Genomic DNA, 13,721 nt, shown 5'->3' with positions numbered 1-13,721 from the left:
TAAAAGTTTAAATCATTTTCGTAAAAGAGTGATATTTGTCACATTTTATACGTATAACATTTTGGGTTTTATGATATGCTATAGCTATACCTATGGAACGAATGGTAGATAAAAGGATTAAAAATGAGCAAGTACAAGAAGGTTTATAACGATATAAAAAGCCAAATTAACCATGGTAATTTTACACCGTTACAAGAGCTTCCTAGTGAAAATGAACTCATGCAGAGTTATGGTTTTTCTAAAGACACCATTCGAAAAGCGCTTTCTTTACTTGAAATTGATGGCTATATTCAAAAGCAACAAGGCCGAAATTCAATTGTTTTAGAGCATGACTTATCTAAGCCACAAATGCTTTCTGAAATTAAAACCGTTAGCGAATTAAACAGTGCCTCTACACACCAAGTAAAAACCACATTAACCAGCTTGTATATTGTGCAAGGTGAAGAAGAATTGATGGATATTTTTAACGTCAACGATCAGATCGATTTCTACCGCATTGCTCGTCTCCGTGAAATTGATGGTGAAGCGGTTGAGCATGAAGTGTCTTATTTTGATCGCCGTATCGTGCCGTTTATTAGCCGAGAAATCGCAGAACACTCTATTTATCACTATCTAGAAAACGAATTAAAATTAAAAATTAGCCACTCACAACGAAAAATTGTCTTTCGTTATGCAAATGAAGAAGAAAAAAATGCGATAAATCTTGATGAGTATGACATGGTCGTAAATGTGACGAGCACGACTTATTTGGCTGATGGTCGACCGTTTCAATATGGGAGTATTAGCTACCGACCAGATAAAATTGCGTTTATCTCAACCGCAAAACGACATGCATAATGTGTTTAGCTAGTTAGTGTTAAATACATTGAACTAGTGAAAAAAAACCGCTCCTTAATCAGCTGAAGCTTAGTTCAACCTTTGGGGAGCAGATAAGTATTCTGTTTTTGCTGAGAGATTATTTAATCTCCGCTAAAACTTTTGTGAGTAATTCCCAGTATGTTTGTACGGTTGAAATTTGGACTTTTTCATCTGGCGAATGCGCATTACGAATAGTAGGCCCCACAGAAATCATATCAATGTTCGGATAATGTTCTTTTAATAAGCCACATTCAAGACCCGCATGAATTACTTTAATCTCAGGCTCTTTGCCAAGCACTTCTGCATAATGTTTTTTCATTAAGGCTAAAATTGCCGTGTCGTTTACCGGTTTCCAACCCGGGTAAGAACCTGAGAATTCGACCGTTGCACCCGTGAGTTTGGCGAGTGAAGTTAAGGTTTCTTTTACATATTCTTTACCGCTTTCAATCAATGAGCGAATAAGAATCGTGCCTTTGATTTTATCTTCAAGGGTTTTTAATACACCAATGCTCAACGAGCTCTCCACGACATTTTTGATGACATCACTGTTGCGGATTACGCCATTTGGTAAGATGTTCAGCAAATTAATCACTTTTTGGGTGGTTTCAAGCGTGAAGGTTTGTTGTGGATTTTCAACTTGCTCAACGGTTAAGGTTAAGTTTGGTTCAGCGATAGCAAGCTCTTCTTTCAATAAAACGTCAAAATTCTTGACCGCGCTTTTTACGCTTTCTACATCATGATTGAAGCAAATGGTTGCGGCCGCTTCACGTGGAATCGCATTACGAATTGAACCGCCGCGAATTTCTGCAAGGGCAAAGTGCGGTTGATTTTGTGAAAGTTTTGCTAATAAGCGTGCCAATACTTTAATTGCATTCGCACGTGTGGTGTGAATATCACAACCAGAGTGACCACCTCGCAAACCTTTTAAGTTAATTTGCAAACTATGGCTGAATGGATTGCTTTCACGTTGAATAGGAAGCTCAATATTCGCATTCACTCCGCCAGCACAACCAATGTAGATTTCACCGATTTCTTCGGTGTCGGTATTGATTAAAATTTCTGATTTTAACCAGTTACGACGAAGGTGTACGGCTCCATCCATGCCGGTTTCTTCTGTCATGGTGAGCAACACTTCAAGCGGAGGGTGCGCAATATCGGTACTTTCTAGTACGGCTAAGGTGGATGCTAATCCAATACCATTATCTGCACCAAGCGTGGTACCTTGTGCTTTCACCCAATCGCCATCAATATAAGGACGAATTGGGTCTTGAACGAAGTTATGTGGATTGCCTTCATTCGCTTGCGGCACCATATCTAAATGTGCTTGTAACACAACAGGTTGGCTTTTTTCCATTCCTGCTGTGGCAGGTTTACGAATTAATACATTACCGGCTTCATCACGCTCGGCAAAAAATTGTTTTTCTTTCGCCCAGTTGACAATAAAGGTCGCGAGCGCATCTTCGTGATGAGAAGGATGCGGAATTGCACAAATTTGATCAAACCATTTCCAAAGTAATTGCGGTTGTAATGTGGTAATTGCTGACATAATGAACTCCTTTTTTCATTAAAATTTTTGCGGAAATCATAGCATAAAACGCCATTTCAGGTTATCATTCGCCACAATTTTTTATTTAGCGACAAAGTTTAAGGTATTTGTTATGAGCGAAAAATATGTTGTGACTTGGGATATGTTCCAAATGCATGCCCGCAAATTAGCGGAGCGTTTACTTCCTGCTACGCAATGGAAGGGAATTATAGCCGTAAGTCGTGGTGGCTTATTTCCTGCAGCGGTACTCGCTCGAGAATTAAATATTCGTTTTGTAGAGACGGTTTGTATTGCCAGTTACGATCATGATCAGCAAGGCGCATTAAAAGTATTACACCGCGCAGATGGTGATGGCGAGGGAATGATTGTGGTAGACGATTTAGTGGATACCGGCAATACCGCTCGTGCAATTCGTGAAATGTATCCAAAAGCGAAATTTGTCACGGTATTCGCAAAACCTGCAGGTGCTGAGTTAGTGGATGATTACGTGATTGATATTCCACAAAATACTTGGATTGAACAACCTTGGGATTTAGGTTTAACTTTCGTGCCACCATTGGCAAGAAAATAATTACAAATATGAATTGGAAATGCGGGGTTTAGCCTCGCATTTTGTTTTATTGAGCCAATTGCAAAACCCCGTTAGAATTAACCGCACTTTTACTTAACAAGGAATTTGAATGTCAGCCAAACCGCGTTTTGTGCATCTTCGTACGCACACTGATTTTTCTATGATTGATGGAATCGCGAAAGTGAAACCATTAGTCAAGGCGTGTGCAGCAGATAACATGGTCGCATTGGCATTAACAGATTTTACCAATTTTTGTGGTGTGGTGCGTTTTTACGGCGAAACGCTTTCATCAGGAATTAAGCCAATTATTGGTGCTGATGTACATGTTAAAAGTGAGTTATGTGGTGAGGAATTATTCACGCTCACTTTACTTGCTAAGAACAATAAAGGTTATAAAAACATCACATTACTGCTTTCAAAAGCCTATCAACGTGGCTATGTGGATCTACCTTATATTGACCAGGAGTGGTTGATTGCACACCGTGAAGGTGTGATTGTTTTATCCGGTGGCACACAGGGTGATGTGGGTAAAAAACTGCTAAAAGAAAATCTCTCCGAAATTGAAAGTGCGGTCAGTTTTTATCAAGAATTTTTTCCTGACCATTTTTACCTTTCGCTTTCTCGAACAGGTCGTCCAGATGAGGAACGTTATATTCAAGCCGCATTAAAACTGGCTAAGGCGCGTGATTTACCGCTTGTCGCGACCAATGATGTTATCTTCCTTAGACCTGATGATTTTGAGGCGCACGAAATTCGTGTCGCTATTCATGATGGCTACACCCTAGACGACCCGAAACGTCCAAAACGTTATACCGAACAACAATATTTCCGCTCAGAAGAAGAAATGTGCCAATTATTTGCGGATATTCCTTCTGCGCTTGAAAATACGATATTAATTGCGCAACGCTGTAATGTCACTTTGCGTTTGGGTGAGTATTTCCTTCCAAAATTCCCAACAGGCGATCTGAGTACGGAAGATTATTTGGTGATGAAATCCAAAGAAGGTTTGGAAGAGCGTTTAGCGTTTTTATTCCCCGATGAAAAAGTGCGGGCAGAAAGACGACCCGAATATGATGAGCGTCTTCAAGTCGAACTCGAAGTGATAAACCAAATGGGCTTCCCGGGTTACTTCTTAATCGTCATGGAGTTTATTCAGTGGTCAAAGGATAATGATATTCCTGTTGGACCTGGACGTGGTTCTGGTGCGGGTTCATTGGTCGCTTATGCACTAAAAATTACTGATTTGGACCCCCTTGAATTCGATCTTCTTTTTGAACGGTTCCTCAACCCAGAACGTGTTTCCATGCCCGATTTCGACGTGGATTTCTGTATGGATGGACGCGATCGCGTTATCGATCATGTCGCAGAAACCTATGGACGTGGTGCGGTATCACAAATTATCACTTTTGGTACTATGGCGGCGAAAGCGGTAATTCGAGATGTAGGTCGCGTGTTAGGCCATCCTTATGGCTTTGTGGATCGTATTTCGAAAATGATTCCACCGGATCCAGGCATGACCTTAGCCAAGGCTTTTGAGGCTGAACCACAGTTACAAGTGGCATATGATTCAGATGAAGAAGTTAAAGCCCTAATTGATATGGCGCGTAAGCTAGAAGGTGTCACGCGAAATGCGGGTAAACACGCAGGTGGCGTGGTGATTTCGCCTTCTTTGATTACAGACTTTGCACCACTTTATTGTGACAACGAGGGGCTTCATCCGGTTACTCACTTTGATAAAAATGATGTGGAATATGCCGGTTTAGTGAAGTTTGACTTCTTAGGTTTGCGCACACTCACCATTATCAAATGGGCACTCGATATGATCAATGCCCGCCTTGCTCGTGAAGGTAAACCGCTAGTCGATATTGCCGCTATTCCATTAGATGATCCCGATTCTTTTGATTTATTGAAACGGTCTGAAACGACTGCAGTATTCCAGTTGGAATCGCGTGGGATGAAAGATTTGATTAAACGTCTGCAGCCAGACTGTTTTGAAGATATTATCGCGTTGGTGGCGTTATTCCGACCAGGTCCATTGCAATCGGGCATGGTGGATAACTTTATTGACCGTAAACATGGTCGAGAAGAAGTGTCTTATCCTGACGCAAACTATCAACATGAAAGCCTTAAACCGATTTTAGAACCCACTTACGGTATTATTTTATACCAAGAACAAGTGATGCAGATTGCTCAGGTGCTAGCGGGCTATACTCTTGGTGGTGCGGACCTATTACGTCGTGCGATGGGTAAGAAAAAACCGGAAGAAATGGCGAAACAGCGCTCCGTGTTTAAAGAAGGTGCGGAAAAAAATGGCGTTGATGGTGAGCTTTCCATGAAGATTTTTGACTTAGTGGAAAAATTTGCGGGCTATGGTTTCAATAAATCGCACTCTGCCGCTTACGCATTGGTATCTTACCAAACCCTCTGGCTGAAAACCCATTTCCCTGCTGAGTTTATGGCAGCAGTAATGACTTCGGAAATGGATAATACCGATAAAATTGTTGGCTTATACGATGAATGTTTACGTATGGACTTAAAAGTCACGCCACCGGATATCAACGTAGGGAAACATCATTTCAGTGTGAATGAAAATGGTGAGATTGTTTACGGTATCGGCGCCATTAAAGGGGTGGGTGAAGGCCCGATTGATGCATTGATTACCGCTCGTAATGAAGGTGGGATTTTCAGAGATTTATTTGATTTATGTGCTCGCGTTGATTTGAAGAAAATTAACCGTCGTACCTTTGAAAGTCTGATTATGTCGGGCGCATTTGATAAGTTAGGACCACATCGTGCGGCGTTATCTAAGAATCTAGAAGATGCACTTAAAGCTTCAGATCAGCATGCAAAAGATGAAGCCATGGGACAAGCCGATATGTTCGGTGTGCTGACAGAAACACACGAAGAAGTCGAAAATGCTTATGCCCACACGCCACCTTACACAGAAAAGCAAATTTTAGATGGTGAGCGTGAAACCCTAGGTTTGTATTTAAGTAGCCATCCGGTAAGTCGTTATTTAAAAGAGCTTTCTCATTACAGCTCTACGCGATTAAAAGATCTCACGCCAAATCGCCGTGGACAAATTAGCACAGCTGCTGGTTTATTAGTATCAACTCGCTTTGCTACAACGAAAAAAGGAAATCGAATTGGTATCGCGACCATTGATGACCGTTCAGGGCGTTTAGACCTAACCCTGTTTGGCGAAAGCTTAGACCAATTCGGCGAAAAACTACAAAAAGATACGGTTGTAGTGGTATCTGGTCAGGTGAGTTTTGACGATTTTTCTGGTGGATTAAAAATGTCGGTACGGGATTTAATGACCTTAGATGAGGCGCGTTCCCGTTATGCGAAATCTTTGGCGGTAAGCTTGTCCGAAGAGCAGATTAGCTCAAGTTTTATTAAAAAGCTGAAAGAAATGTTAGCGCCTGTTAGTGGCGGAACTTTACCAATTAACGTATATTATCAAAGTACAAAAGGTCGTGTCTTACTGCGTTTAGGAATTCAATGGTCAATTATGCCAACTGATGAGATTTTGACAGAATTGGTGAATTTATTGGGTGAAAATGCGGTAGAATTAGAGTTTAGTTAGTATTCTGTTAAAAGTGTGGTTAAAAAATGTGTATTTTTCTGACCGCACTTTTATGACATTTTAGCGTGTAAAAAAGTGAGGGATAAAATGGAAAAAATCATTATTGATGCGGATAGATTTTTACGCACCATTTCTCGGATTTCCCATGAAATTATTGAAAAGCACCAGGATTTCAATAATGTGATTTTGGTTGGGATTAAACGTCGAGGGGCAGAAATTGCTGAACTAATTCAACGTCGTATTGAGGAATTAAAGGGCGTAGTTTTGCCAATGATGGAATTGGATATTACGTTTTATCGCGATGATTTAGAATATGTCGAACCTGAAAATCCAACTCCAGTGTATAGTGGTGCATCAAGTTATATGAATATTCAGGGTAAAGAAGTCATTTTAATTGATGATGTGTTATTTACTGGGAGAACGATTCGTGCAGCAATGGATGCATTAACGGATTTTGGGCGAGCGTCTAAAATTGAATTGGTGATTTTAGTCGATCGTGGACACCGTGAATTACCGATTCGGGCAGATTATGTCGGTAAAAATGTGCCGACGTCTCGAGAGGAGCAAGTTCAAGTTCGTACATTAAAGCTTGATGGTTGTTATGGTGTAGCACTATTGGCTAAATAGCGGTTAGCCTATTGTGAACCTTTAATAAAATTGATAATCTAAGAAACGTTATCCTATTATTTTTAAAGACAACTAAAATGGAAAAATCAATGTTAAAATCTTTCTTATTTGCGATGATCGGCTTACTGGCTTTCTCACAAGTACAAGCAGAAGAACGCGTTGTGGCGACAGTGAATGGTATACCCATTTTACAAAGTCAAGTAAACGCAGTAATGGGTAAAAAAGGTAGTCAACGAGCAGCATTAGATAAGATTATTGATGATATACTGACAGATAAGGCTATCAAAGAATCGGGAGTAAAAGTCAACCAAGCGGAAGTAAATCGCATTGTGGAAGATATTGCCGAAAGAAATGGTTTAACTTATGGTCAATTCTTAGATGCATTAGATTATCAAGGTATTTCTCTAAATGCATTTAAACAACAAATCTCTCGTCAAATGTTAATGGCGGGTGTGCGTAATCATGCCATTCAAAATAGTGTTGATGTCACCCGTGAACAAGTGGATGCACTAGGTAAGCAAATGCTCGATGAGGCAAAGGCAAAAGGTAATGCAAAGAAAGTAACGGGTAAAGAGTATAAAGTTCGTCATATTTTATTAAAATTAAACCCATTACTGAATGATGCGCAAGCAAAAGCAGAATTAGAGCGTATTCGCCGTGATATCATTTCCGGCAAAATGACATTTGCTGATGCGGCATTAAAATACTCTAAAGATTATTTATCTGGTGCGAATGGCGGCAGTTTGGGCTATGCTTTCCCTGAAGCTTATGTAGGTCCATTTGCAAAAGCAGTTGAAACTACACGACAGGGTAGTATTTCAGCACCATTTAAATCTGAATTTGGGTGGCATATTTTAGAAGTAGTGGGCAGTCGTGATGGCGATAAAACAGAAGATGCGTATCGCCAAAAAGCTTATGAACAGATTGTGAATAGTCAATTACAAGAAGCGACCAAAGACTGGGTGAAGGCATTACGTAAAAATGCTGATATTCAATATTTCGATAAATAACAGAAACCGTTAGAATAAGGGGGGCATTTTGCCCCTTTTGTCGTTTTTATAAAATGAGTGACGCATGAAAAAAATTTTTGTCTTTTTATTGATTCTTCTGCTTATTCTTGGCGGTGTTGGTTTTTGGGGTTATCAAAAACTAACGGAGTTTGTTCATACGCCGGTGAATGTCACACAAGATCAATTGCTTACAATTGACCGAGGCACTACGGGTAGTAAACTTGCTGCGTTATTAGAGCAGGAAAAAATTCTTGAGCATGCCGATTTATTACCTTGGTTATTGAAATTACAACCGCAACTCAACAAAGTAAAAGCGGGGACTTATTCTTTAACAGACGTGAAAACGTTGCAGGATTTATTGGATATGATTAATTCTGGCAAGGAAGCGCAATTTAGTGTGAAGTTTATTGAAGGTAAAACGTTCAAGGAATGGCGTAAAAACTTTGAAAATGCACCGCACTTAAAACAAACCTTGCAAGGTAAAAGTGATAAAGAAATTATGGCTCTATTGGATATTCCAGCCGTTACAAAAGCCGTTTACGAATGGAATAACATAGAGGGGTGGTTGTATCCAGATACCTATAATTACACCCCAAATTCGACTGATCTTGAATTATTAAAACGTTCAACTACTCGTCTACAAAAAGCCTTGGATAAAGCATGGAGTGAACGCGATGAAAATCTTCCGTTAGCGGATCCATATCAGATGCTGATTTTGGCTTCTATTGTAGAGAAAGAAACGGGGATTGCGGCGGAGCGTCCACAAGTGGCTTCCGTATTTATTAATCGTTTGAAAGCCAATATGAAACTACAAACTGATCCAACCGTGATTTATGGAATGGGTGAGAGTTACAACGGAAATATTCGTAAGAAAGATTTGGAAACGATAACTCCTTACAATACTTATATGATTGAGGGGCTACCACCAACGCCAATTGCGATGGTGAGTGAGAGCGCTTTGCAGGCTGTTGCGCATCCCGCTAAAACGGACTTTTATTATTTTGTTGCCGATGGAAGTGGTGGCCATAAATTTACTCGTAATCTGAATGAGCATAATAAAGCAGTACAAGAATATTTACGTTGGTATCGTAACCAACAAAAAGGAGTCCACTAATGCAAGGCAAATTTATCGTGATTGAAGGGTTGGAAGGCGCAGGTAAAAGTACTGCCATGCAAACGGTGGTGGATACATTAAAATCCCTTGGTGTAAGCGATATTGTGTTTACTCGGGAACCAGGTGGTACCCCTTTAGCAGAAAAATTGCGCCATTTAATTAAACATGAAACAGAAGAACCTGTTACGGATAAAGCAGAATTATTGATGCTTTATGCGGCACGAATTCAATTGGTAGAAAATGTGATTAAGCCGGCATTGGCAGAAGGCAAAATTGTGGTAGGTGACCGTCACGATATGTCTTCACAGGCTTATCAAGGCGGTGGACGTCAGTTTGACCAAACGCTGATGGCGAATTTAAAAAATATGGTATTAGGCGATTTTGAGCCTGATTTTGTACTGTATTTAGACATTGATCCAGCTGAAGGTTTAGCTCGTGCAAGAGGACGTGGAGAATTAGACCGCATTGAACAACAAGGACTGGATTTCTTCCATCGTACTCGCCAACGTTATTTGGAATTGGTGCAGAACAACCCGAAAGCCGCCATTATTAATGCGGGTCAGCCTTTGGCACAAGTACAAGCAGACATTCAAAGTGCGGTCAAAAATTGGTGGGTTTCACAAACAAAATGAGCGAACTTTATCCTTGGTTAGTGCCTACTTATCACAAAATCAGCCAAACTTTTAGCGAAGGTTTGGGGCATCATGCACTATTGATTAAAGCTGATCAAGGTCTCGGTGCTGAAGGTTTGTTTGAGGCTTTAACAAAACGCATTATGTGTCAAACGCCAGGTAATGCACCTTGTGGCCATTGCCATGCTTGCCATTTAATAGCAGCGCACAGTCACCCTGATTTTCATGTTTTAGCCTCTCAAGAAGGCAAAGACATTGGGGTTGATCAGGTACGGGCGATTAATGAGATTGTCAGCCAACATGCGCAACAAAACGGCAATAAATTAGTATATATTCAAGAGGCAGAACGTCTTACGGAAGCGGCAGCGAATGCATTGCTTAAAACCTTAGAAGAGCCACGTCCGAACACGTATTTCTTGTTGCAAACAGAGCCTTCCTCTTCATTATTAGCAACTATTTACAGCCGTTGCCAAGTGTGGAATGTGAGTTTGCCAACGGAAGCGGAAGCCTTAACTTGGCTTTCTTCTCAATTTCAGGCAGAAACATCAGAATTATTAACCGCACTTGCGATGAATTTGGGGCGTCCACTGTTAGCATTAGACACACTTCAGCAAGGACTAATTGAACAACGGAAGAATTTCCTACGTCAATTTTGGCTGTTTTATCGTCGTCGTTCGCCTTTGGAAATTTTGCCTTTCTTTGAAAAAGAACGCACTTTACAGCAAGTGGATTGGATTTTAGCGTTTTTAAGCGATGCCATTAAATACAAACTCGAAATACAAAGTGGCTGGCAAACACTCGATCTTAAAACAGGTGTAACGCAATTTGCAGATGAGCAAACGATCCTTGAATTATTAACTGCAAATAAAATTATGCACAAAGTAAGATCGGATTTACTCACTATTAATGGCGTTAATATTGAATTAATGTTATTGGATGGTTTAACAAAATTAATTACTGACGTATTTAAGGACTAAATAAATTATGTTTATCGTAGATTCCCATTGCCATTTAGATGCATTGGATTATGAAAATTTACACAAAGATATTGCTGATGTGGTGGCCAAAGCCCACGCACGAGATGTGAAGCATTTACTCGCCATTGGCGTAACATTAAGCCGTTTTGAAAAAGCGTATCCTGAATTAGCCAAATTTCCGAATGTGTCTTTAGCTTGCGGCGTGCATCCATTAGATCTTGAAGAAGAACCTTACGATGCCGAGCGTTTATTACGTTTATCCCAAGATAAAAAAGTGATTGCAATTGGCGAAATTGGTTTGGATTATTATTACAGTGCAGATAATAAGGCATTGCAGCAAATGGTTTTTGCGGATCAAATCAGAATTGCTAATGAAGTGGATAAACCCGTGATTATTCATACTCGTTCAGCGCCAGAAGATACCATTGCCATGTTGCGTGAGCATCATGCTGAAAAGTGCGGTGGATTAATTCATTGTTTTACGGAAACCTTGGATTTTGCGAAAAAGGCACTTGATCTAGGTTTTTACATCTCCTGTTCTGGCATTATTACCTTTAAAAATGCGGAAAGTATTCGTGAAGCCATTCGTTATGTTCCGGCAGATCGTTTGTTAGTTGAAACCGATTCACCTTACTTAGCACCCGTGCCTTATCGTGGCAAAGAGAACCAACCTGCCTATACACGTGAAGTGTGTGAGTATGTGGCAGCGTTAAAAGGGCTATCAGCAGAAGAATTTGCGCAAATTAGTACACAAAACTTCGAGCGTTTGTTTAAAATTAATGTACAATAAATCTTCGTTATAAATAAGGGAGTCTTATGCGGAAATTTTTAAAGTATTTTTTATTTTTAGTCGTGTTTAGTTTTCATGGTGTGATGTTTGCGGTAGTAAACTATGTTTTTCCCCACTATGATGTCACTCGAGTCACTGGGGTTGAGGTCAAACGTGTCGATAAAGATGGTCCGATTACTAAGGTAAATCCAGCGGATGGCCCAACGCGCGATGTGTATTTTATTAATACACAAAATGATGATGGCAAAATCATGGTGTATCGTAATGAAGATACTCGTTGGAGTTTCCCATTCTATTTTAAATTTGGTTCTGCCAACTTGCAGGCTCAAGTACAAGCTTTGGGTAATGAAAACAAATTGGTACAAATCAAGTATTACGGTTGGCGTATGACGATGTTTGATGAATATCGCAATGCGGTTTCGGTGAAAGAAATTAGTGGAGATATCACACCAAGCTATCCAATTTTATCTTGGGTATTCTATGCTTTCTTATTAGTTACCCTTTTCCTTTCCGTACAATTTGTGCGTGGCTGGTTTGACAGCGAAAACTAGACCTATCAATTATCAGGGCGCAGGTTGCGCCCTAAATACATTTCGAATCAAAAACAGGTGGTATATTGACCACTCTTTTAAATCAATAAAGAGAATATTATGAGTTTATCCGCCGCGATTTTTATTTTAATCGTGTTAATTATTATTAGTGCAATTATGTCATCAGCAGAGATTTCTCTTGCAGGGGCAAGACGCATTAAATTACAAACTTTAGCAAATGAAGGCAATATCAATGCTGCAAAGGTTTTACAGCTACAAGAGCATCCAGGCCGTTTTATTACGGTAGTGCAAATTGGGTTAAATATGGTCGCTGTACTTGGTGGTGTGATTGGTGAGGCGACGATCAGTCTTCATTTACAAAACTTTTTGTATGAATATACCAAGGCAGAGTGGGTTGAGCCGGCTTCATCATGGATTGCCTTTTTTATTGTCACCACGACATTTATTTTATTAGCTGATTTAATTCCGAAGCGCCTTGCGCTAATTAACCCTGAAACTGTGGCGCTTCGGACAGTGGGCATTATGCAAGCCTTTATTTTTTTCTTAAAACCTATTGTATGGTTTTTTGACGGTATTTCTAATGTCTTATTTCGTTTTATGAGAGTTTCAACTACGCGTGAAGATAATATGACATCCGAAGATATTGTCGCGATAGTGGAAGCTGGTGCAGAAGCAGGCGTGTTAAAAACACAAGAGCATTATTTAATTGAAAATATCTTTGAGATGCAAGAGCGAACCGTGTCTTCAACCATGACGACCCGTGAAAATATTGTGTTTTTAGACCGCACTTTTACTCGTCAAGAAGTCTTGAATACTTTATCAGCAGATTCTCATTCTAAATTAGTGATCTGTGATAATGGTTTGGACAAAATTTTAGGTTATGTAGAATCACATACTTTGTTGACGCTCTATCTTCAACAGGAAGTCGTGGATTTAACGGATAACCGTTTATTACGAAAAGCGTTATTCATTCCGGATACGCTGTCATTATATGAAGTATTGGAATTATTTAAATCTACAGGTGAAGATTTTGCGATTATCGTCAATGAGTATGCACTTGTCGTAGGTTTAATTACCTTAAACGATGTGATGAGCATTGTAATGGGCGAATTGGTTTCTAACGAAGAAGAACAAATTGTGAGCAGAGATGAAAACTCTTGGCTAATTGATGGGGCAACACCGCTTGAAGATGTGATGCGTGTCTTGGATATTGAATCTTTTCCTGATGAAGAAAATTATGAAACTATCAGTGGATTTATGATGTATATGTTACGCAAAATCCCCAAAAAAACCGATTTTGTCGTATACGATAAATATAAATTTGAAGTCATCGATACCGAAAATTTTAAAATTGATCAAATTCTAGTTTCTATTATCAAAGATAATGGCATGACTAAAGAATCTGTATAGTGCTAGGTGCTACCTTGCGTAATCCCTCATTCTAAGTATAATTAGC

The 13,721-nt window shown here is 39.8% G+C and carries 12 protein-coding genes; 11 read left to right on the top strand and 1 reads right to left on the bottom strand.

Features of this window, described 5'->3' with window-relative positions; genetic code table 11:
• Window positions 1-123 precede the first annotated feature (123 nt).
• Window positions 124-837 carry a UTRA domain-containing protein gene (locus tag QQS40_RS02805; protein WP_128787886.1) on the top strand — a complete coding sequence of 238 codons (714 nt, stop codon included), beginning with the start codon at window positions 124-126 and terminating at the stop codon, window positions 835-837.
• A 118-nt stretch (window positions 838-955) separates the two neighbouring features.
• Here QQS40_RS02805 and QQS40_RS02800 read toward each other — a convergent pair whose 3' ends face one another.
• Entirely contained in the window at window positions 956-2,404 is a 1,449-nt protein-coding gene (locus tag QQS40_RS02800; protein WP_329506000.1) for an aminoacyl-histidine dipeptidase, read from the bottom strand.
• A 112-nt stretch (window positions 2,405-2,516) separates the two neighbouring features.
• Between QQS40_RS02800 and gpt the strand changes: the two genes are divergently transcribed.
• The 10 genes from gpt to paeA all read left to right on the top strand — a co-directional run bounded on the left by gpt (window position 2,517) and on the right by paeA (window position 13,675).
• The gene (gpt, locus tag QQS40_RS02795; protein WP_128787884.1) at window positions 2,517-2,975 is read left to right on the top strand and encodes a xanthine phosphoribosyltransferase; all 459 of its coding nucleotides are present in this window, start codon (window positions 2,517-2,519) and stop codon (window positions 2,973-2,975) included.
• 109 nt (window positions 2,976-3,084) lie between these two features.
• Window positions 3,085-6,564 carry a DNA polymerase III subunit alpha gene (dnaE, locus tag QQS40_RS02790; RefSeq protein ID WP_329505998.1) on the top strand — a complete coding sequence of 1,160 codons (3,480 nt, stop codon included), beginning with the start codon at window positions 3,085-3,087 and terminating at the stop codon, window positions 6,562-6,564.
• An 87-nt stretch (window positions 6,565-6,651) separates the two neighbouring features.
• Window positions 6,652-7,191 carry a bifunctional pyr operon transcriptional regulator/uracil phosphoribosyltransferase PyrR gene (pyrR, locus tag QQS40_RS02785; RefSeq protein ID WP_049356914.1) on the top strand — a complete coding sequence of 180 codons (540 nt, stop codon included), beginning with the start codon at window positions 6,652-6,654 and terminating at the stop codon, window positions 7,189-7,191.
• 77 nt (window positions 7,192-7,268) lie between these two features.
• Complete coding sequence (locus QQS40_RS02780; RefSeq protein ID WP_128787881.1) at window positions 7,269-8,201, top strand: peptidylprolyl isomerase; 933 nt, start codon at window positions 7,269-7,271, stop codon at window positions 8,199-8,201.
• Window positions 8,202-8,265: 64 nt separating this feature from the next.
• A complete protein-coding gene (gene mltG / locus QQS40_RS02775) occupies window positions 8,266-9,315 on the top strand; it encodes an endolytic transglycosylase MltG (RefSeq protein ID WP_128787880.1) in 1,050 nt (349 codons plus the stop codon).
• Window positions 9,315-9,947, top strand: coding sequence for a dTMP kinase (tmk, locus tag QQS40_RS02770; RefSeq protein ID WP_128787879.1), 633 nt, complete (start codon window positions 9,315-9,317; stop codon window positions 9,945-9,947). The genes mltG and tmk overlap by 1 nt, the downstream gene beginning before the upstream one ends.
• Window positions 9,944-10,924 (top strand): DNA polymerase III subunit delta', encoded by a 981-nt coding sequence (locus QQS40_RS02765; RefSeq protein WP_128787878.1) that lies wholly within the window; start codon window positions 9,944-9,946, stop codon window positions 10,922-10,924. Before tmk ends, QQS40_RS02765 begins: the two co-directional genes overlap by 4 nt.
• A 7-nt stretch (window positions 10,925-10,931) precedes the next feature.
• Window positions 10,932-11,714, top strand: a complete 783-nt coding sequence (locus QQS40_RS02760) for a YchF/TatD family DNA exonuclease (protein ID WP_128787877.1) — start codon at window positions 10,932-10,934, stop codon at window positions 11,712-11,714.
• 26 nt (window positions 11,715-11,740) lie between these two features.
• Window positions 11,741-12,265 (top strand): DUF1523 family protein, encoded by a 525-nt coding sequence (locus QQS40_RS02755; RefSeq protein ID WP_297568917.1) that lies wholly within the window; start codon window positions 11,741-11,743, stop codon window positions 12,263-12,265.
• A gap of 99 nt (window positions 12,266-12,364) precedes the next feature.
• A complete protein-coding gene (gene paeA, locus QQS40_RS02750) occupies window positions 12,365-13,675 on the top strand; it encodes a polyamine export protein PaeA (RefSeq protein WP_049356900.1) in 1,311 nt (436 codons plus the stop codon).
• Window positions 13,676-13,721: the final 46 nt, after the last annotated feature.

Origin of the sequence: Haemophilus parainfluenzae, assembly GCF_036288925.1 — a bacterium.
Classification (GTDB): domain Bacteria; phylum Pseudomonadota; class Gammaproteobacteria; order Enterobacterales; family Pasteurellaceae; genus Haemophilus_D.
This window is presented reverse-complemented; position numbering and strand designations above follow the sequence as displayed.

Bases quoted from the DNA above. Each gene is read 5' to 3' on its own strand.
- QQS40_RS02805 (WP_128787886.1), top strand. From the start codon at position 124: ATGAGCAAGTACAAGAAGGTTTATAACGATATAAAAAGCCAAATTAAC.
- QQS40_RS02800 (WP_329506000.1), bottom strand. From the start codon at position 2,404: ATGTCAGCAATTACCACATTACAACCGCAATTACTTTGGAAATGGTTT.
- gpt (WP_128787884.1), top strand. From the start codon at position 2,517: ATGAGCGAAAAATATGTTGTGACTTGGGATATGTTCCAAATGCATGCC.
- dnaE (WP_329505998.1), top strand. From the start codon at position 3,085: ATGTCAGCCAAACCGCGTTTTGTGCATCTTCGTACGCACACTGATTTT.
- pyrR (WP_049356914.1), top strand. From the start codon at position 6,652: ATGGAAAAAATCATTATTGATGCGGATAGATTTTTACGCACCATTTCT.
- QQS40_RS02780 (WP_128787881.1), top strand. From the start codon at position 7,269: ATGGAAAAATCAATGTTAAAATCTTTCTTATTTGCGATGATCGGCTTA.
- mltG (WP_128787880.1), top strand. From the start codon at position 8,266: ATGAAAAAAATTTTTGTCTTTTTATTGATTCTTCTGCTTATTCTTGGC.
- tmk (WP_128787879.1), top strand. From the start codon at position 9,315: ATGCAAGGCAAATTTATCGTGATTGAAGGGTTGGAAGGCGCAGGTAAA.
- QQS40_RS02765 (WP_128787878.1), top strand. From the start codon at position 9,944: ATGAGCGAACTTTATCCTTGGTTAGTGCCTACTTATCACAAAATCAGC.
- QQS40_RS02760 (WP_128787877.1), top strand. From the start codon at position 10,932: ATGTTTATCGTAGATTCCCATTGCCATTTAGATGCATTGGATTATGAA.
- QQS40_RS02755 (WP_297568917.1), top strand. From the start codon at position 11,741: ATGCGGAAATTTTTAAAGTATTTTTTATTTTTAGTCGTGTTTAGTTTT.
- paeA (WP_049356900.1), top strand. From the start codon at position 12,365: ATGAGTTTATCCGCCGCGATTTTTATTTTAATCGTGTTAATTATTATT.